Genomic DNA, 18,872 nt, shown 5'->3' with positions numbered 1-18,872 from the left:
GTTGGAATTCAGCAAAGCAAACACACCTTGACCGCTCGCCACCCCAGTCATTGTCTCGAACAAACCGTCAGAACATAATAGTATTCGGGACCATTTGCCTTAATTTAGAAAACATGAAGAGAACAGTAGTACATTTTGAAATAGGATGCAGTGATATTGATAAAACATCTGCCTTTTATCAAACAGTTTTTGATTGGAGCTTAACGAAACATGGAAATTCTGCCATAATTGATACTGGGAAAGAAGACACATTAAGCGGACACATCAATCAATTGGGGCCAAATGACCCCCAAAATTATGTCACGGTTTATATTGAAACTGATTCCCTTCATTCTGATTTAAAAGCCATTGAATCAAATGGGGGTGAAATATTTGTAAACCCTATAAAACTGCCTGATGGTCGGGAGTTTGCGTGGTTTAAGGATGTGGCGGGCAACCTAATCGGACTAATTACACCCTCCACAAAATAAGACTAATTCAATACCAATCAGTAAACGGAGCCTTAGCAATGAATATGAAAAGGTTAATAGAAGATATTCAGCAATCACTTGAAGAGTTTGCAGATGAAAAACGGATTGAATTTGCCAAAAAATCATATCCTACTAGAATGCAAGTCATCGGGGTAAGTGTTCCCAACTTAAAAATCGTACTTAAGGAGTTAAAAAAGGAGACCAAACTATTCGAGACAAAAGAGAAGTTGGAATTAATCAAAGGTTTGGTTGACAAAGAGATTTTTGAACTACAACAGATTGCATTTGAATATCTTCAATCACAGAAAGACCTTTACAATTCATTGACCAAAGGGTATATTGAAAGCATAGAGAAGAATCTGGATAATTGGCTATCCGTTGACAGCTTCGCCATTATGATAGTGGGATGTGCTTGGAGAGAAAATTCAATCGGTACAGAAAAAGTTGAACACTATTTAACATCTGACAATCACTGGATGAGGCGAATAGGAGTTGTAGCAACAGTTTCGTTAAATCTAAAAGCAAAAGGAGGACTTGGTGATAGCAAACGGACATTGGCCATTTGCCGGAAGGTTGTTGATGATCATCACGACATGATTGTGAAAGCTCTTTCATGGGCTCTTAGAGAATTGTCCAAGACAGATAGGGAATCCGTTGAGTTGTTTCTTGAAGAATATGAAGATCGTTTGCACAAAAAGGTATTGAGAGAGGTTAGAAAAAAGCTGGACACTGGACTAAAGAACTAACCAAAATGAGTTGTAAATCAGTCTGAGTTACAAATAACACCTCCAAAACATAAAGACTGTTCTGGACCTTTAGGTACTAAAAAAAATACTTGTCCAATTTTCGGTTGCCAATACGATTTCATCAGTTCAATTTTGCTGTATGAAATCAAAACCAAGTTATTTTCTATTGGCAGCAGTAATGATTCCTCTTTGGTGTCTTGCCCAAGACCTAAAATCAAATTTGTTTTTACGCACCCCTCAGGTAGTCAACTATAACTTCAACCAAAGTGAAATAAGCTATAGTCCCATAATCTCCATTGGAACTGGGTTTTCACATAAATCAAAATTCATTGAGATAGCCACATTTATGGGCAGCAATGACATTTATGGATGTTATACTTTTTTCGGGACAACCCTGAAAACAAAGAAACTTCAGTCAAACTTAAATCTGAACATCAACTGGTTTGGGGAAGTAACCTTTGTTCCCAACCAAGACCAAAATTCAGATTCCCTAATCTACACCTCTGGAATTTGCTTTTTTCTCAACCATGGTTTCGAATGGGGTTCCATTGGTATCCCATTGTGCCTTGGAGCAGCATTTAACAACAAAACAATAAGACGAAACACAAGAACTATTTTCAACCTATCGCTCAATCTTAACTAATATGGATTTTAAGGACTTACATTTTCAAGACGAACCTCTATTAATTGCCAATGTCTGGGACGTTCCCAGCGCCATGGTGGCCGAAAAACTAAACTTTCAGGCAATTGGAACTTCAAGTTCGGCAATAGCTTCACTTTTGGGATATCAAGATGGTGAGGAAATGTCATTTTCCGAATTGGAGTACATCGTAAAACGAATAACAGTAAATTCGAGTCTACCGCTTTCTGTTGATTTGGAATCTGGTTACAGTCGAAATCCAAAGGAAATTTCGGAGCATATCAAAAGTTTAGCAGACTTGGGAGTAGCTGGAATTAATATTGAGGACAGTATCGTCAACAAGACCAGAACTTTATTGGATGCAGAAACATTTGCACGGGCGCTTTCTGAGGTAACCCAAATCCTTAAAGAAGAAAAGATTGAGATTTTCATCAATGTGAGAACGGACGTTTTCCTTTTGGGTCATCCAACGCCAATTCAAGAAACCAAAAGAAGAATAAAACTATATGAAGGTGCTGGAGCAAACGGAATTTTTGTTCCATGTCTCGAGCAAATTTCAGATACAAAGGAAATAACACAGAGCACCAAGTTGCCAATCAATGTAATGTGCATGCCTAATCTTCCTAATTTTAAGACATTGCAGGATATAGGCGTCAAAAGGATAAGTATGGGCAATTTTGTTTTTGACCATATGTACAATCAATTTAAGACCGTGACCAAAGATATTTTGACCCAACAATCCTTTAAAACCCTTTTTTAATGCGAATTACAGAAAACAAGACCATTGATAGGTATTATAAGGCCTTATTGGAAAGGAAGAAAGACTTTGTAGGTATCTTTTTTGTTGGTGTAAAAACCACCTCTGTCTTTTGTATTGCAACCTGTAGGGCAAGAAAACCTAAAAAAGAAAACGTAGAGTTTTTTACCACGGTCAAAGATGCTTTGGACAACGGCTATAGACCTTGCAAGGTGTGTAAACCTACCGAAAATGCGAACGAAGCACCGGAAAAAGTTCAGAAAGCAATACAATTGGTTCAGGAAAATCCTAAAAATAAGATAACTGATGAGCAGCTTCGCCAAATGAGGATAAGTCCAGAAATTGTTCGGAGATGGTTCAAAAAAAACTATGGGATTACGTTTCAAGCCTACCAAAGAATGTATCGAATCAATGTTGCTTTTCAGGAGCTCAAAAATGGAAAAAAGACAACGGCAACAGCTTTTGATTCGGGATACGAATCTTTAAGTGGATTTGGTTACACATTTAAAAAATTGCTGGGTAATTCGCCAATAAACAGCAAAACCGAGAATGTAATTCTAATAAGTCGTTTAACAACACCTCTAGGTCCAATGTTTGTCTGTGCCACGGAAGATGGCGTATGTCTTTTGGAATTTGTAGATAGAAAAATGCTGGAAACCGAATTCAAAGATTTGCAAGGACGATTAAAAGCCAACATTATCACTGGAGAGAATGAACACATCAAACAATTGAAAAAAGAAATTGCTGAATACTTTACGGGAAAAAGAAAAGATTTCGAGGTAAAACTGGTAACCCCAGGAACAGATTTTCAAAACTTGGTTTGGAAACACTTGCAAAAAATCGAGTACGGAAAAACCTCAACGTATCAACAACAGGCAGAAAAAATGAGTAATCCAAAAGCGGTACGAGCAGTGGCCGCTGCAAACGGTCATAATCGGATTTCCATCCTTATCCCTTGTCATCGAGTTATAGGAAAAGATGGTAAAATGACCGGGTATAGCGGTGGAATAGAACGAAAAAAATGGTTGTTGGAGCACGAAAAGAAAAACGCCCTCATACCACTGGACCTGTAATTTCTAATCACAATTCACTAACTTCAAACTTATGGGTAGATTTTGGCTTTTTTTTAATCTGAAAGCCATTCGATTACTAATCGTTGAGATAAATCTCAACATCGAATATTTACACCGACTAAACAGGAAAAAAACCTCCAATACCAATCGTTAAAATAGAGAATGGTAAAACATTTTGAAAAGATTGAGCAACTCGTAGCTTCATTGGATTTAAAAACTCAACTTTTTCTTGATAAGATAGAGAAAACCAAGTTTTTTAATAAAGGAGATATTTTACTGAGCGCCGGGAGCGTGTGCCGTAAAAGTTTTCATGTTCGAAGTGGTATTGTTCGTAAATACTATATTCAAAATGGGAAGGAGATCACTACCGACTTTTGCTTTGAGGACGATATCGCACTGGCATATACAAGCTACACTTTTCAGCAACCAAGTACCGAATTTATTGATTGTTTGACGGATGTAAAGGTGAGCATAACACATCGGGAACAATGGGAAGCCGCGAAGAAAAGGTTTCCACGGCTACTGGAGCTAGACTTGCTACTAACAGAAATTCATGCAGGTGCGTTGGAGGAAGACCTTCTGGACCTTAGAACATTAACTGCTACGGAACGTTATGAAAAGTTGCTTACTCAAGCCCCGGAATTGCTTCAGCATATTAAACTCACGCATATCGCTTCCTATTTGAACATTTCGCTTGAAACTTTAAGTCGAATTAGGGCTAAGTTCTAATTTTTTGATGTAGGTCAAATTTTGGGATGATTCATTTGGCGTCCTTCGCCGTAGAATTAATCCAATAAAAGATACTACCATGCGATTTCTTGCTAGCTGTATATTATTTATCTCTTTATCTGTTTTTCCCTTAAGCACTGTAGCGCAAACAGCATCAGATTCACTTAATCTACCAACGGTTCATATGGTAACGTTTGAACGTGTTTCAAGTAGAAACTATCAAAGTTGGTCCATACAGTATAGGGAATTTGAAAAGCAATCGGAAGAATTTGTCATACCGATAACATTGAGTTTCGGAAATACCACTATTGATGGAGACTTTTTGGAAAACAAAGATATAAAAGAGGTAGATACCTATTCCCTAGGGTTTGGTTTTGATGGATATGAATATTTAGGCAGCGGGTTCTACTTCAATCTTGGATTAGGTGCTTTTCCCGGTGTAGAAACCATAGAAAGTCAAAACGGCGATAGAACTACGCGGTTTCTGATTGGAGGTACGGCCAGTACCGGTTTTCTTTTTATCCCCTTTCCTGAATTTGGACTTGTCCTGGGCCTCAATGCAATAGGCAGACTTTCCAACTCAAATGTGATTAGCAGTTCCATAGGGTTCGGGATTGAGGCAGGATTCAACTTTTGAACAAAATGACTTCATTTAAAAAGCCATCCACAAGAATAATAGGATTGGATGTGGCTAGAGCACTGGCCCTATTTGGTATGATTGTGGTCAATTTCAAAATGGTCTTCGGAGCAAAAGATTCTAGCGGTATAATAACGGTCATAAACATCTTGGATGGAAAAGCAGCTGCAACTTTTGTGTTTTTGGCCGGAGTTGGAATGGCACTAATTACTAAAAAAGTCAACAAGAGCAAGGACTTAAAAGAATGGAGAAATATCAAAAAAAAGATATTGAAAAGGGCGATTCTTCTTTTTTTAATCGGAGTCTCTTACCTAAACATTTGGCCTGCGGATATTTTACATTTCTATGGTATGTATATGATAGTGGTAATTGTGCTCCTAAAAAGAACAGAACAATTTATCCTGCTATTCGGTTTTGGGCTCATATTCATTTATCCTTTTTTAATGATGATATGGGATTATGAAATGGGTTGGGATTTCAACTCCCTGACCTATAATGATTTTTGGACAATCAGAGGATTCATCAGAAACCTGATTTATAATGGTTTTCATCCCGTTATTCCGTGGTCTGCATTTATGGTTTTTGGATACTGGCTTGGCAAGCAAGATTTACAAAACCTGAAGTTTGTCAAAAAACTACTTCTTCTTTCTGTTCTTGCCTTCGTTGTCATTCAAATCACGTCCACCTTCCTAATAAACCTATTATCCAATATAAGTCCACAAACCTCAAAAGAAATAAATGAGTTATTTGGGACGAGCCCTATGCCTCCATTGCCAATTTATATGCTCAATGGAATTGCCATTGCCTTTACTATAATATCAGCCTCTATTCTGATAACAGGAGCAAACACGAACAACAGAATAGCAATCGCTTTGGCCAAAACCGGACGACTAGCCTTGACCTTCTATGTTGCGCATGTGATTTTGGGAATGGGTATCGTGGAATCGATAAATCCAGATAGGATTGGGAAATATCCGTTACTTTTTTCGGTTGGGTACGCTTTGGTTTTTAGCTTTAGCTGTGTCTTGTTTGCTTGGGTTTGGTTAAAATACAATAGAATTGGTCCTTTGGAATGGATATTTCGTAGGATAACGAGATGAGATAATCTGTTGATTACTATTTTCAAGCTCAATAAGAAATCACAAGGAAAACAGGGAGGTTTGGAGTATCTTGTAATACGAAAAAGAGTCGCCAATTTGTCGTTCAACTGGTTAGAAGACGATTGGCGACCCATTGAAAAAGAAAATTGAATTGATTCATTTTTCCACATTAAAAGAATACTGTGAGGGTATAAACATACCATCTCCCAGACATCATGATTATGACGTTCGTAGTTTTCAGGAAAATATGAAAACCGTGCATCATAAAATGTCTTTGCACAAACATGAGTTTTATGCATTGGCATTAAAACTTGAAGGTTCCGGATACACGAAAACAGGTAATTATTCCACCAAAAATCTGGAGGCCACCCTTTTTTTCAATTCACCTTATCAAATCACATATTGGGACATTTTACCGGACTGGGAAGGGTACTACATCATGTTTACCGAGGATTTTTACATTGAAAAAAATCCCACAGCGCAGATAGGACAAGAATTTCCTTTCCTTCTTGTGGACAACACCATTCCTTTAGACATTGCCAAAGAAGACATACCCACCTTCTTGAGTATTTTCAAAGAAGCCTTCAATGAGTACAATAGTGGAGCTGATTTTAACAAAGAGATTATTTACCACCATACCAAAGCCCTTCTCTACAAAGCGGCCAGACTGTTTAAAAAACAAATAAATGAAAGTGAACTTCAGTTTACACAACGGGATGGTGATATCATTTTAGTCAGCAGATTTAAAAATCAGATTGAAACCAGTTTTCATCCTGGGCAAAGTTTTGAGAATGCCGAACCACATAAAGTTCAGTTTTACGCCGATAGGTTATCTGTTCACCCTAACCACCTGAACGCCCTTTGCAAACGCATCACTTCACATTCTGCCTCTGAGCTCATCTACAAACATATTTTGAGTTTGGCCAAATCTAGACTGGTAAATACGGATAAATCGGTGAAGGAAATTGCCTTTGAGCTCTACTACAATTATCCCAACCATTTTGCCAAATTCTTCAAAAAACAAACTGGAATGACCCCTGGAACCTTCAGAAAATAGCAAAAACACCCCTAGTTTTTGCCAATTATTTGAATTGTATACTTCACACTTTGAATTGTGTAGTTCACACCCCCTATCCGGCCCATACTTTTGTATCATAATCTTTTAAAAACTAATTGTTATGAATACAAAACTCTTTTTAATCACTGTTCTATCGGTTTTCGCTTTTGCCAATGCAAAACCAAATGATAACTCTAAAAAAACAATTCAAATGGAAAAAGTAACTTTCAACGCAGATGGTTTAGTTTTATCAGGTCATCTATACAAACCTGCAAATTTTGATTCTTCAAAAAAGTATCCAGCAATAATCACAGGGGGATCATTAACTTCTGTAAAGGAGCAAATGGCTGGTACCTATGCGCAAAGACTAGCTGAAAAAGGCTTTGTAACCTTGGCATTCGACTATCGTAATTATGGAGAAAGCGAAGGACAACCTCGTCAGTTTGAGGACCCGGAGTTAAAACTTAAGGATTTGCAAGCAGCCACTACCTATCTCCTATCGCTGTCTTATGTGGAAAATGTCGGGGCCCTGGGTGTTTGTACATCAGCAGGCAATGTAGCTTATCTCGCCGCCGAGGATGACAGAATAAAAGCCGTGGGCACTGTGGCAGCTTGGCTTCCAGATGAAAGTGTTTTACCTATGCTCTATGGCAGTGAAGATACTATACAGAAATTGCGTGAGGTTGGGTTAGAGGCAAAAAAGAAGTTCGCCAACACTGGGGAAAACGATATTATCTTAGCATATCACAACGAAGATAAAACTGCTTCTCACGTAGGACCTATGGAATACTATATGGACACTACAAGAGGCGGTGGCGTGAAGGAGTGGAAAAATGAATTGTCGGTAATGAGCTGGGGACCTTGGTTGGATTTTGACCCCATGAGCAAGGCAAAAGAGATTAAGACACCTTTCATGATGGTACATTCAGATGGTTCTGCATTACCAGACAATGTCAAGAAGTTTTACAACGACCTTCAAGGTGAAAAAGAGCTTATCTGGGGAGATGGATATCACTTTGATTACTATGACCAGCCAAAACAAGTCAATCTAGCAGTAGAAGAAGTAAGTGCCTTCTTTTCAAAGAACCTGAATTGAAAATTAATCATCAAAATATTAGAAAATGGAAAATACAGATAACAACAAAGTATGGTTTATCACTGGGGCCTCATCTGGTTTTGGTAAAGCAATGGCAGAATATGCCACCTCCAAAGGCTATAAAGTAGTAGCTACAGCACGTAGAAAAGAAAAACTGGATGAATTGGCAGCGACCGCGCCGGACCAAATCAAGGCAATCTCAATGGACGTTACCAATCGCCAACAAGTAAAACAAGGAGTTAAAGAAGCAATAGACGCTTTTGGCCATGTTGATGTTCTTATCAACAATGCAGGTTACGGCATCGTTGGAGCATTGGAGGAAACCCCTGAGGAAGAATTCCGAAATCAGATGGAAACCAATTTCTTCGGAGCCGTTTCAGTAACCCAAGAAGTGCTACCCCATCTTAGAAAGCAAGGTAGTGGTGCCATTGTCAACATGAGCAGCATGGGCGGTAATATGAGTTTTGGTGGTTTCAGTGCCTATTCAGCTTCCAAATTTGCATTGGAGGGAGCATCCGAAGCATTGGCCCAAGAAGTAGCGCCCTTTGGCATAAAAACAATGATAGTGGAACCTGGAGCTTTCCGAACCGAATTTGCAGGAAGTGCCTTAAAGCACATGCCAAAAATTGAAGCCTACGACGAGATTGTAGGAGGTACTCGAGATTTTGCGAAAGGAATGGATGGCACACAAGAGGGTGACCCACTGAAAGCGGCACAGGCCATTGACCAAGCATTACAGGTGGAAAACACTCCCTTGCGTCTACAATTGGGTGCTGATGCGGTCGAAGCCATAAAAGTTCATGCCGAACAACTTCTGAGTGATTTGGATAGTTGGAAAGAAACCGCACTTAATACTTCGTATAATAGTTAAATCCTAAAAATGAACAAAATAGCTCTTGTAACCGGTGCCAATAGAGGCATCGGTTTTGCTGTTGCAGAAGGCCTTTTAAAAGAAGGAATAACTGTCATTGTAACTAGTAGGAAAGAAAAGGATGGTAAGGTAGCGGTTGAGCGTCTTTCTACTTTTGGTGATGTAATCTATCATCAACTCGATGTAACCGACGTTTCAAGTATTAAAAGTGTGTTTGATTTTATAAAAACAAAATACGGAAAACTCGATATTTTGATAAATAACGCAGGTATCAACTACGATACTTGGCAAAATGTTCAAAATGCCGATTTAGACGAAGTCCGTAAAACATTGGAAACAAATACGATTGGGCCTTGGCAGACTATCCAAATACTATTGCCAATATTGAAAAAAAGTCAAGCCGCCCGAATTGTCAATGTCAGTAGTGGAAGTGGAAGTTTATCAAGCCAAACCGGAAACACCCCAGGTTACAGCCTTTCAAAACTAGGCTTAAATGGCATTACGCTTCAATTTGCAAACTCGCTTAGGTCTCAGGGAATTTTGGTGAACTCTGTATGCCCTGGTTGGGTACGAACGGATATGGGCGGCAGTGGGGCAACTAGGAGTCCTGAAAAGGGCGCAGAAACCATAATTTGGGCATCCTTACTGGACAGCAATGGTCCCACAGGAAAATTCCTTAGAGATAAAAGAATAATTGAATGGTAAATTGATAGCTTAGTAAACCTCTAACGGAAAGCTATTTAAATCAAGTTATTAGATTTTACCCAACAACCTCCAGAACATAAATCAATATGTATACGAATCTTGCAACCGAAAGATTGAGAATTAGACCTATACATTTGAAAGATGCTGAATTTATTTTCGAATTGGTCAATTCGGAAGGTTGGTTAAAATTTATTGGGGATAGAAATGTTTCCAATACAAGAGATGCTGAGAATTACATACAAGAAATCCTGAACAACGATAGTTATTACTACAACGTATTTGAGCTTAAAGAATCCAGAAAGGCCATCGGGGTGGTAACATTTCTAAAACGGGAAGAAGAAATGTTTCCAGATATTGGATTTGCCTTATTGCCCAAGTTTGAGAAAAAAGGATATACCCTTGAAGCAAGCAAATGCTATCTGGAAAGAGTTAAAGAACTTGGAAAGCATGAGAACATAATCGCCATAACCCTACCTAAAAATAAAAGGTCAATCAACTTATTACAAAAACTTGGATTACGGTATCAAGGTGATTTCCAAAAAGGTGAAAATCTATTATCGTATTATAGTTTGAAAAGCTTAGGGAAAGAAAATAAAAACATATCAAACAAAAAGGACAAATCATGAAAATCACGAATGGAAAGATTTTAATTTTTTTTGGAATCATTCATCCGCTTTTAGGAATTTCTCCATTTGCATTTGGAAAACAATTTGCAGTATTTGCCGATAAATTCTTTTTCAAAATAAGTGAGGGACTGTTGGAATTCCCTTTACTTAACGGAGAAATGAACTATGAGAATTTTGCTGCCTTTTGGTTCTTCTATTATGGCCTGTTGCTCATTCCACTTGGAATCCTTGTTAACTACGTGGAAAAAACCAGTGGTCAAATCCCAAAAAACTTCATTTGGGCCTATTTGATTATTGTACTGGTTGGAGTTTTTATGATTCCTTTTTCAGGAATGACCTTTTTGATGCTACCGCATGCAGTTTACATGTTGATTCAAAGAAATCGCAACAGCAAGGTAAGCGTTTAGAGCTAAGAATGACCCATAGGATTTAGCTTCTGTATATAGTGTAACAATTCCACTCCTATTTCGTCATCAAACAAACCTATTGAACAGATAGGGAAAACTCTAAATGCATCAATCAAATGAAATCAATTTACTTTTCGAGCTTACTCGTATTACTTTTTATCAGTGTAAAAGCCCAAGATTCCCAAACTATTGATAACACAACAGAAGAGCAACAGGTAAGTAATTGGCTTGGCGAAACCAATGTTCCTGGTATTGCAATCTTAAAAATTGAAAATGGCAATGTTGCCAAAACTATTGTGAAGGGGATTGATGGAAATGGAAACAAAATCACCAACTCAACGCTATTTGATGTAGCCTCCCTTACCAAAACCATAACTACACTTACAGCTCTGAAACTTGTGGAAAATGGCAATTTGGATTTGGACGAACCTTTATATAAATATTGGATAGATCCAGATGTACAGGAAGATAGCAGGCACCAAAAGCTAACTTCGAGAATTGTTCTGAGTCATAGAAGTGGCTTCAAGAACTGGAGATATATGTATGAGGACAAAAAACTTTCCTTTGATTTTGAACCGGGTGAAAAAGTCCAATATTCCGGAGAAGGGTTCGAATACTTGAGAAATGCCTTGGAACATAAATTTGATACCCCATTGGAAAAGCTGTCAGATTCATTGCTTTTCAAACCCATTGGAATGGAAAACAGTGCTTTTGTCTGGAATAAAAAAATGGAAAGTTTTGATTTTGCGGGTTCTCACGACAAGGAGGGTAAGGCTTATGAGTATCAAAAAACATACGAAGCCAATGCAGCAGACAATCTCTTGACCACTTTATCGGACTTTGGTAAACTCTCTGCCGCTTTGCTCAATAACTCTTATCTGAAGAACACACTTTTTGAAGAAATGGGCCAGCCGCACTCTGAAGTTCGCGAAGGTATAGATTTTGGATTGGGATGGATAGTGTTTCAGAACCTACCCAATGAAGAGTATGCCCTATTTAATGCAGGCAGCGACCAAGGAGTGAATTCATTGGTTGTTCTTTTGCCCAAATCAAAGACAGGACTCGTAGTTATGACCAATGGAGATAACGGTAGAGGATTGGCCATGAAAGCCATCAAAGTATTTTTAAACGAACCTGGCGGAGAGATATTGAGACGTTTTTGATTACAGTTCACCAGTACGCCACAAAACAAAAACAATATTTAGATGCATATGATAAGGTGAATTGTAAACTGAGAAAAGGAAGTGTAGTTGATTCACAAAAAAATTTATGCAACAAATAATCTGAACTAACCAAAAAATGAACAAAACCAAAAACAACAATAGGCCCAATGTTTTCTTATACTTTGTTCTAACATTTACTATTTCATGGTTACTTTGGAGCCCTTTATATTTCAATGAAGAAATAAATGAATTTTGGGTTCTTCCCGGTGCATGGGGACCGTCCATTGCTGCGGTCTTTTTGACATGGTTAAATACAGGAAAAGCCGGGATTAAAAATCTGCTCAAAAAATTGTTCATTTGGAGAGTCCATCCTAAATACTACTTGTTTTCTGTTTTTGGAATTCTTCTTATCGGTTTACTTTCCGTAAGCATTTATGGTGTTTTTGGAGGTCAATTACCCGAGATTGGGATAATCTTGAAAGGAATGGGCTTAACAAAAGAAAACTTTGGGCTAGCTTTGTTATTGCTCCCTATCTTTTATTTGATCAACACATTGTTGGGTGGTCCAATTGCCGAAGAATTGGGTTGGAGAGGTTATGCACAAGGTTTGCTACAAAAAAAGTATTCTCCGAACATATCTGGTCTAATACTTGGTTTTTTATGGAGTATGTGGCACTTGCCTTTGTTCATTTTTTTGCCAAAAGCTGTAGGCTCAATGCCACTGTGGGCCTATATCCCTTTGATGACCGCTATGGGCGTAACATTCTCTTGGTTATACAATCGTACCAGAGGAAGCGTGCTATTAGCGATTCTACTGCACGGTGGTATGAACTTTACACACGGATTTCTTGGAGCAGATGTTTTCAGTAATCCAATATTGCTATCAATTCAGGTATCCCTTATAATCATTTTGACAATTTTTCTATCAAAAAGAAATAAGGACTACACCCATAATGGACCGCCTGTACATTCATAAATACTATTTGAATTATTAAGTTGGACAACACGGCACGTCTGGTTGTTATTTTCTGGTAGTAATCAAAAGAATTTAAGAACTTGTGGTCTTCATGTATACCATACTATGAGACGATTCACCACTTTTCTATTCTTATTATTACTACATACCGCTTTTGGCCAAAATATCTTTCAAAAGGCCTTCAATACGGACATAAGACCTTTTCGAGAAGATTTAAGCATCAGTTTTAAGGACAAGGATGGAAATGAAACTTCTATGCCCTTTTCCATCATTAAAGGAAAAACTGACGGACCAGTCTTTACAATAATTGCCGGAATACATGGTTTTGAATATCCGCCAATAGTTGCAGTTCAAGCAATACTAAAAGAGATTGACATTGACCGGTTAAAAGGAACCTTAATCGTTGTCCCTATCGCCAACACTACCTCATTTTATGCTCGAACCCCCTTTATCAATCCATTGGACAGGAAAAATCTGAACAATGTTTTCCCTGGCAAAGAAGATGGAACCATTTCAGAAAAAATAGGCCATTTTATCACTTCCAGTATAATTCCGGTGAGTGATGTTTTCCTTGATGTGCATGGCGGGGATGCTCCTGAAGATTTAATACCCTTTGTCTGTTACTACAACAATATTAAAAAACCAGAACAAACATTGCTGGCCAAAAAACTCTCTGAAAAAAGCGGGTTTCAGTATGTGATTTCCTATCCCTACACTCTTTCGGACACGGATGCGGCCAAGTATACATTTAAACAAGCCGTGCAAGATGGAAAAACAGCTTTAAGTATCGAGTGTGGAAAACTAGGCAATGTTCAAGAAGAAAATGTGAACTTGATAAAAAAGGGGATTTACAATATGCTCGCTACGATGAACATGTATCAAAATGGCACTGGACCTCACCCAAATATGATTTATTACAATAACCAAAGTTATATTCGTTCAAGCGCGAAGGGAATTTTTTATAGTGATTTCAAGGCTGGGGATTCCGTTAAGAAAAATGAGGTTGTTGGGTATACAACCGATGAATTCGGTACTGTTTTGGAAGAATACAAATCGCCAAAGAATGGTATTATCCTGTATAAACTGGCAACTCCACCCATCAATGTTGATGATATGGTGATGTGCATCAGTTCCAATACAGATATCAACAACGAATATCCTACATTTGACAAAATAACCAACATGACCACGAGCTCAAGAAAAGAACTGTGTAAGTTATATCTGCAAAGGTACGCCCAGAAGGATTTAGCCGGAGTTGAAGCCATTTTTGCAGAGGACATCATCTTACGTGATTGGAAAATTCGAGTGGAAGGCAAAAAAAAGGCATTGAAGGAAACGAAAAAAAACTTCGAAGCTGCCAAATCCATCGAAATCGAAATCTTGGAGATGCACCAAGATAAAGATACTGTTGCTGCCGAACTAAAAATCACAGTGAACGAGACGGAGGAGCTCTATGTCGTAGATGTAATAACCTTTAACTCGCAAGGTTTGATTACCTCGATTAGGGCCTATTTAGGTAGAGGGGATGAATGAATCCCAGTACATAATTAAAGATTCTTTACAAATTGATTCGAATTACCTTAATACTAAACCGCATTTTGCCATACTATCATGATCAATTTTTTTAGAAAGATTAGACAAAAGCTTATGGCAGAAAACAAAATCAGCCAATATCTATTTTACGCGGCTGGTGAAATTGTATTGGTTGTCGTTGGGATTCTACTGGCGCTTCAAATAAACAATTGGAACGAAAAAAGAAAGCTGGAAGAATCCATTCTCAATCTCTTCGGGGTTCTACAAGACGAACTACAGCAAAATATTAATACTGCCAATTCATCTATTGAAATGGGCCTGGAATTGGATGCAAGATTTAGGTTAGTATTCGAGACCGAACTGTCCGTTGAACAAATGAGTGATTTAGGCGCCCTAATAGAGCTAGGTACATTTTCCGAGAACTTTCTGGACGATAATCTTGCCAAAATTATCGAAAAAGAGAAGGAAATTCCATTAGAATATAAAAACCTGATTCCCCACTTGAAAGAACTACAGAGAAGGATTACTTCTCAGAGAAAATGGGAAAGCATTATTTTGGATATGGTCTATGAACATAGGACTGAGTATTCCAAAAAGTTGGATTGGCTACATAAAAGAGATTCCCTCTCCCTAGCCAAATCCACCGAATTTATGCTTACCGATGCCATTTTTAAGAATCAACTGAAAAATTGGTCAAGGACCATGCTTAACGAAAACTTCTGGGATATGTCATTGATACAGAGCAGTTCCGTTTTTCTTCTTTGGAAGATAAAGGAAATTTGGAATTCGGACGTAAACATTTCCTTTGAGGAATTTATGATGAAAAATGGAATGAATCCAATGAAATCTTTCGAATGTAATGAAGAGCTATTCGTTACAAACCCTACATATGAATTCAGAATCAATACCACCATATTTAACAACACAAGTGAGAGGGTTACTCTAGATGTAGTAAATCAAACCAAGGATGAAATATTTACGATTTCTATACCAGCAAACGACCTATTCATCAATGAGTTGAATTTAGGAGCAAACCAGAATTATGGTTATCTAAAATTGAAAAAGGATGATAAGTGTAGTCAAATTTATGCGTTTGCCCCCAACGGGTTTTTAGTATTAAATTGAGTAACACTTTACAAAATTTCAATCCATCCAATTCCAAAAAGATATCCTAGCAATTTCCTGTTTTCAAGTTCCAATACTAAAATTGGATAAATAAATTTGACAGAACTAAGTTTGTATACTTGGAATATCCTCCTTCTTTTTAGGGAATTACAAGAACCATTTCCATCTATTTGAAAAATTAAAGCTTTCTAAACAGGTTGTGCCACTTCCTGCAAAAAACCTACTTTTGAGCAAAATTTGTTGACTTGAAAAGCATCTTATTTCTGCTAGTAATCCTGTTTTCCCTAGGCCTCCAAGCCCAACAAACAGAAGGAAAACAAATCAATATTATCTATGGCGCTAACTTTACTAAGGATGAAGCCCAATTCCCAGGTGCTTCCATTTTTAGTAAAGATGACCAACGCCAAGTACAGTTTGAACATCAAGGCGCAGACCTTTGGTGTGATATAGCCATTTTCTATGCACAGGAGAATAAGCTGAAGGCCATTGGTAACATTAGATTACAACAAGGAGATTCCATAGAGTTGAATAGTGGAAAGATAGACTATGACGGCAATACCAAACTGGCAAAAGCATGGGAAAATGTAGACCTCACTAACGGACAAATGACCCTTACCACAGATACCCTCTATTTTGATAGGGAAAAACAGGAATCCTATTACCGTTCAGGGGGTAAGGTAGTGGACTCTGCCAATGTACTCACCAGTACGATCGGCACATACTTTATGACCCCTAAAAAGTACCAGTTCCAAAATGAAGTGCATATTGACAATCCCGAGTATACAGTTGATTCGGAACAGCTGGATTATTATACCACCTCAAAAAATGCCTACATGTACGGGCCATCTACGATAACAGGTGAAGAATACAAAATATATTGCGAGCGTGGGTTTTATGACACCAAAATTGAGAGAGGCTATGGCATAAAAAACACCCGTATTGATTATAACAACAAAATTATTGAAGGTGATAGCCTGTATTTTGATAAAATAAGTGCATTTGCCTCTGCTACCAATAACATTAAAATAACCGACACCATCAATGATGGGGTTATACGGGCACATTATGCAGAAGTTTTCAAGGATAAAGATTCCGTTTTTGCCACAAAGCGTGCAGTTTCCATAAGTCTAGTGCAACAGGATTCCCTTTATATTCATGGGGATACCCTTATGGTAACGGGGAAGCCTGAATCTCGAATTTTGAGGGCTTTTCGAAATGCGAAATTTTATAAAACTGATTTAAGCGGTAAATGTGATTCCATACATTTTAACGAAAAAACGGGTATAACCGAGTTGGTCACTGACCCAATCATGTGGAATGTGGAGAATCAAATTACGGGAGACAGCATTCATCTCATATCCGATTTGGAAACCGAAAAACTGGATTCGCTAAAAGTACTGGAAAATGCCTTTATCATTTCATTGGATACCATTAGCCGGGAAGGATACAATCAAGCCAAAGGAAAGGACCTGTTCGGGAAGTTCATCGAAAACGAATTGAAAATCATAGACCTGGTCAAAAACACTGAGGTCATTTACTACATGTACAATGATGATCAGGAGCTCATCGGCATTGATAAGACGATATGCAGTAAGATACGCTTGCTGATGGCCAATAACGATATTGAAGACATTACCTTTTTTGTTAATCCAGACGGGGATATTTTCCCAGAGAAAGACCTTCCAATTGAAAGCAGAAAACTTAAGGGATTCATTTGGCGGGGAGATGAACGGATTTTGAACAAGGATGACATTTTTGATGAGGATGACAATACTATTACTTTGGTTAAGATACGGGGGATAGAGAATCCAATTGACATTGATGCAGAGGAGAAAGAACGCAGTAAGAACGAAAACGACCCTGTGAACAACATTCCTCCATCCAAAGCAACACAACCCAAGGAAACCAAAGTTTCCAAAGTACAATCGCCCTAATGCTCAAAGACGATTTTTTCAAACATCAGGCCCAAACCACTCCACATCCTTTAGGTCTTGTTGTAGCCAAGGCCAAGGGCAGCTATATCCATGATGAAGACGGGAATGCCCACTTGGATTTTGTGGCTGGGGTGTCTGCATGCAGCCTTGGGCATTGTCATCCTCGAGTGGTAAACGCTGTAAAGGAGCAAGCAGAGCAATACATGCATGTAATGGTATATGGCGAATATGTACAAAATCCTTCAGTTACCTATGCAAAACTTTTGGCCCGCCATTTACCTCCAACTTTGGAAACCACGTATTTGGTCAATTCCGGTACTGAGGCCATAGAAGGAGCCATAAAATTAGCAAGAAGGTATACCGGAAGGTCACAACTTATAGCTGCCAACCACGCCTATCACGGGAACACTATGGGCAGTTTAAGCCTTATGGGCTACGAGGAGCGTAAAGGTGCTTTCAGACCATTGATTCCCGACGTCTCCTTCATTCAATTCAATGAGGAGAAAGAACTTGAACGCATCACCACAAAAACAGCAGCAGTAGTATTAGAAACCATACAAGGAGGAGCGGGCTTCATCTTGCCTAAGAATGAATATTTGTCCAAAGTAAGAGAACGCTGCGATGAGGTAGGTGCCCTGCTTATTTTGGACGAAATCCAACCTGGATTTGGAAGAACGGGCAAATTATTCGCCTTTGAGCACTTCAATTGCATCCCAGATATTTTGGTTATCGGCAAAGGAATGGCATCGGGACTTCCAGTCGGGGCTTTCGTCGCTTCCCAAAAGATGATGGCCAGCTTGCAGGACAATCCAAAACTCGGTCATATTACCACTTTTGGCGGAAATCCGGTAATTGCTGCTGCCAGTTTGGCTACTTTGCAAGAATTGACGGAAAGTAAGCTGATTGAACAAACCCTGGAGAAAGAAAAACACTTCAGAATGCTTTTGGTACATCCTTTGATTAAAGAAATAAGAGGAAAAGGATTGATGTTGGCCTTGATTATGGAAAGCGACGAAATAGCAAATTATTTGGTGCTTTCCGCGGCAAAAAAACATTTGATTCTTTTCTGGTTGCTTTTCGAACCCAAAGCGGTTCGGATATCTCCACCGCTCACTATTTCCATAGAAGAAATTGAGCATGGATGCAAGCAAATTATTGAGATTTTAAACGAGTACGAGCCGCGGTCTGTTAACTAATTTGTTGATAACATACCCAAAATACGGCTTT

General features: G+C 38.4%; 20 protein-coding genes. All 20 read left to right on the top strand.

Annotated features, from left to right (window positions below; translation table 11 throughout):
- The first annotated feature begins 113 nt into the window (after window positions 1-113).
- The gene (locus tag CLV81_RS12695) at window positions 114-470 is read left to right on the top strand and encodes a VOC family protein (protein WP_106145485.1); all 357 of its coding nucleotides are present in this window, start codon (window positions 114-116) and stop codon (window positions 468-470) included.
- A gap of 44 nt (window positions 471-514) precedes the next feature.
- Entirely contained in the window at window positions 515-1,216 is a 702-nt protein-coding gene (locus CLV81_RS12690) for a DNA alkylation repair protein (RefSeq protein ID WP_158259125.1), read from the top strand.
- A gap of 139 nt (window positions 1,217-1,355) precedes the next feature.
- A complete protein-coding gene (locus CLV81_RS12685; RefSeq protein ID WP_106145483.1) occupies window positions 1,356-1,859 on the top strand; it encodes a hypothetical protein in 504 nt (167 codons plus the stop codon).
- Between the two features lies 1 nt (window position 1,860).
- Window positions 1,861-2,616, top strand: a complete 756-nt coding sequence (locus CLV81_RS12680) for an isocitrate lyase/PEP mutase family protein (protein WP_106145482.1) — start codon at window positions 1,861-1,863, stop codon at window positions 2,614-2,616.
- The gene (locus CLV81_RS12675; RefSeq protein WP_106145481.1) at window positions 2,616-3,686 is read left to right on the top strand and encodes a bifunctional transcriptional activator/DNA repair enzyme AdaA; all 1,071 of its coding nucleotides are present in this window, start codon (window positions 2,616-2,618) and stop codon (window positions 3,684-3,686) included. The genes CLV81_RS12680 and CLV81_RS12675 overlap by 1 nt, the downstream gene beginning before the upstream one ends.
- Window positions 3,687-3,848: 162 nt before the next feature.
- Complete coding sequence (locus CLV81_RS12670) at window positions 3,849-4,415, top strand: Crp/Fnr family transcriptional regulator (protein ID WP_106145480.1); 567 nt, start codon at window positions 3,849-3,851, stop codon at window positions 4,413-4,415.
- A 79-nt stretch (window positions 4,416-4,494) separates the two neighbouring features.
- Window positions 4,495-5,052, top strand: coding sequence for a hypothetical protein (locus CLV81_RS12665; RefSeq protein ID WP_146129897.1), 558 nt, complete (start codon window positions 4,495-4,497; stop codon window positions 5,050-5,052).
- A gap of 5 nt (window positions 5,053-5,057) precedes the next feature.
- Window positions 5,058-6,152 carry a DUF418 domain-containing protein gene (locus CLV81_RS12660; protein ID WP_106145478.1) on the top strand — a complete coding sequence of 365 codons (1,095 nt, stop codon included), beginning with the start codon at window positions 5,058-5,060 and terminating at the stop codon, window positions 6,150-6,152.
- Window positions 6,153-6,285: 133 nt separating this feature from the next.
- The gene (locus CLV81_RS12655) at window positions 6,286-7,209 is read left to right on the top strand and encodes a helix-turn-helix domain-containing protein (protein WP_106145477.1); all 924 of its coding nucleotides are present in this window, start codon (window positions 6,286-6,288) and stop codon (window positions 7,207-7,209) included.
- 121 nt (window positions 7,210-7,330) lie between these two features.
- Entirely contained in the window at window positions 7,331-8,305 is a 975-nt protein-coding gene (locus CLV81_RS12650) for an alpha/beta hydrolase (RefSeq protein ID WP_211298010.1), read from the top strand.
- Between the two features lie 25 nt (window positions 8,306-8,330).
- Complete coding sequence (locus tag CLV81_RS12645; RefSeq protein WP_106145476.1) at window positions 8,331-9,176, top strand: oxidoreductase; 846 nt, start codon at window positions 8,331-8,333, stop codon at window positions 9,174-9,176.
- 9 nt (window positions 9,177-9,185) lie between these two features.
- On the top strand, window positions 9,186-9,881 hold the full coding sequence (locus CLV81_RS12640; RefSeq protein WP_106145475.1) for an SDR family oxidoreductase: 696 nt from the start codon (window positions 9,186-9,188) through the stop codon (window positions 9,879-9,881).
- A gap of 86 nt (window positions 9,882-9,967) precedes the next feature.
- Window positions 9,968-10,507 carry a GNAT family N-acetyltransferase gene (locus CLV81_RS12635; RefSeq protein ID WP_106145474.1) on the top strand — a complete coding sequence of 180 codons (540 nt, stop codon included), beginning with the start codon at window positions 9,968-9,970 and terminating at the stop codon, window positions 10,505-10,507.
- Complete coding sequence (locus tag CLV81_RS12630; protein WP_106145473.1) at window positions 10,504-10,914, top strand: DUF6463 family protein; 411 nt, start codon at window positions 10,504-10,506, stop codon at window positions 10,912-10,914. Before CLV81_RS12635 ends, CLV81_RS12630 begins: the two co-directional genes overlap by 4 nt.
- Before the next feature lie 116 nt (window positions 10,915-11,030).
- Window positions 11,031-12,077, top strand: a complete 1,047-nt coding sequence (locus CLV81_RS12625) for a serine hydrolase domain-containing protein (protein WP_106145472.1) — start codon at window positions 11,031-11,033, stop codon at window positions 12,075-12,077.
- A 136-nt stretch (window positions 12,078-12,213) separates the two neighbouring features.
- Window positions 12,214-13,053, top strand: coding sequence for a CPBP family intramembrane glutamic endopeptidase (locus CLV81_RS12620; RefSeq protein WP_106145471.1), 840 nt, complete (start codon window positions 12,214-12,216; stop codon window positions 13,051-13,053).
- Window positions 13,054-13,158: 105 nt separating this feature from the next.
- Entirely contained in the window at window positions 13,159-14,586 is a 1,428-nt protein-coding gene (locus CLV81_RS12615) for a nuclear transport factor 2 family protein (RefSeq protein ID WP_245912010.1), read from the top strand.
- A gap of 114 nt (window positions 14,587-14,700) precedes the next feature.
- A complete protein-coding gene (locus tag CLV81_RS20925) occupies window positions 14,701-15,711 on the top strand; it encodes a DUF6090 family protein (RefSeq protein ID WP_146129896.1) in 1,011 nt (336 codons plus the stop codon).
- 254 nt (window positions 15,712-15,965) lie between these two features.
- Window positions 15,966-17,645 carry an OstA-like protein gene (locus CLV81_RS12600; protein ID WP_417935441.1) on the top strand — a complete coding sequence of 560 codons (1,680 nt, stop codon included), beginning with the start codon at window positions 15,966-15,968 and terminating at the stop codon, window positions 17,643-17,645.
- Window positions 17,645-18,841, top strand: coding sequence for an aspartate aminotransferase family protein (locus CLV81_RS12595; protein ID WP_106145468.1), 1,197 nt, complete (start codon window positions 17,645-17,647; stop codon window positions 18,839-18,841). The genes CLV81_RS12600 and CLV81_RS12595 overlap by 1 nt, the downstream gene beginning before the upstream one ends.
- The last annotated feature ends 31 nt before the right edge of the window (window positions 18,842-18,872 follow it).

Origin of the sequence: Flagellimonas meridianipacifica (assembly GCF_003001695.1) — a bacterium.
In the GTDB taxonomy this organism is placed as follows: Bacteria; Bacteroidota; Bacteroidia; order Flavobacteriales; family Flavobacteriaceae; genus Flagellimonas; species Flagellimonas meridianipacifica.
The sequence above is the reverse complement of the archived record's forward strand: the minus strand, read 5'-3'. Positions and strand labels throughout refer to the sequence as shown.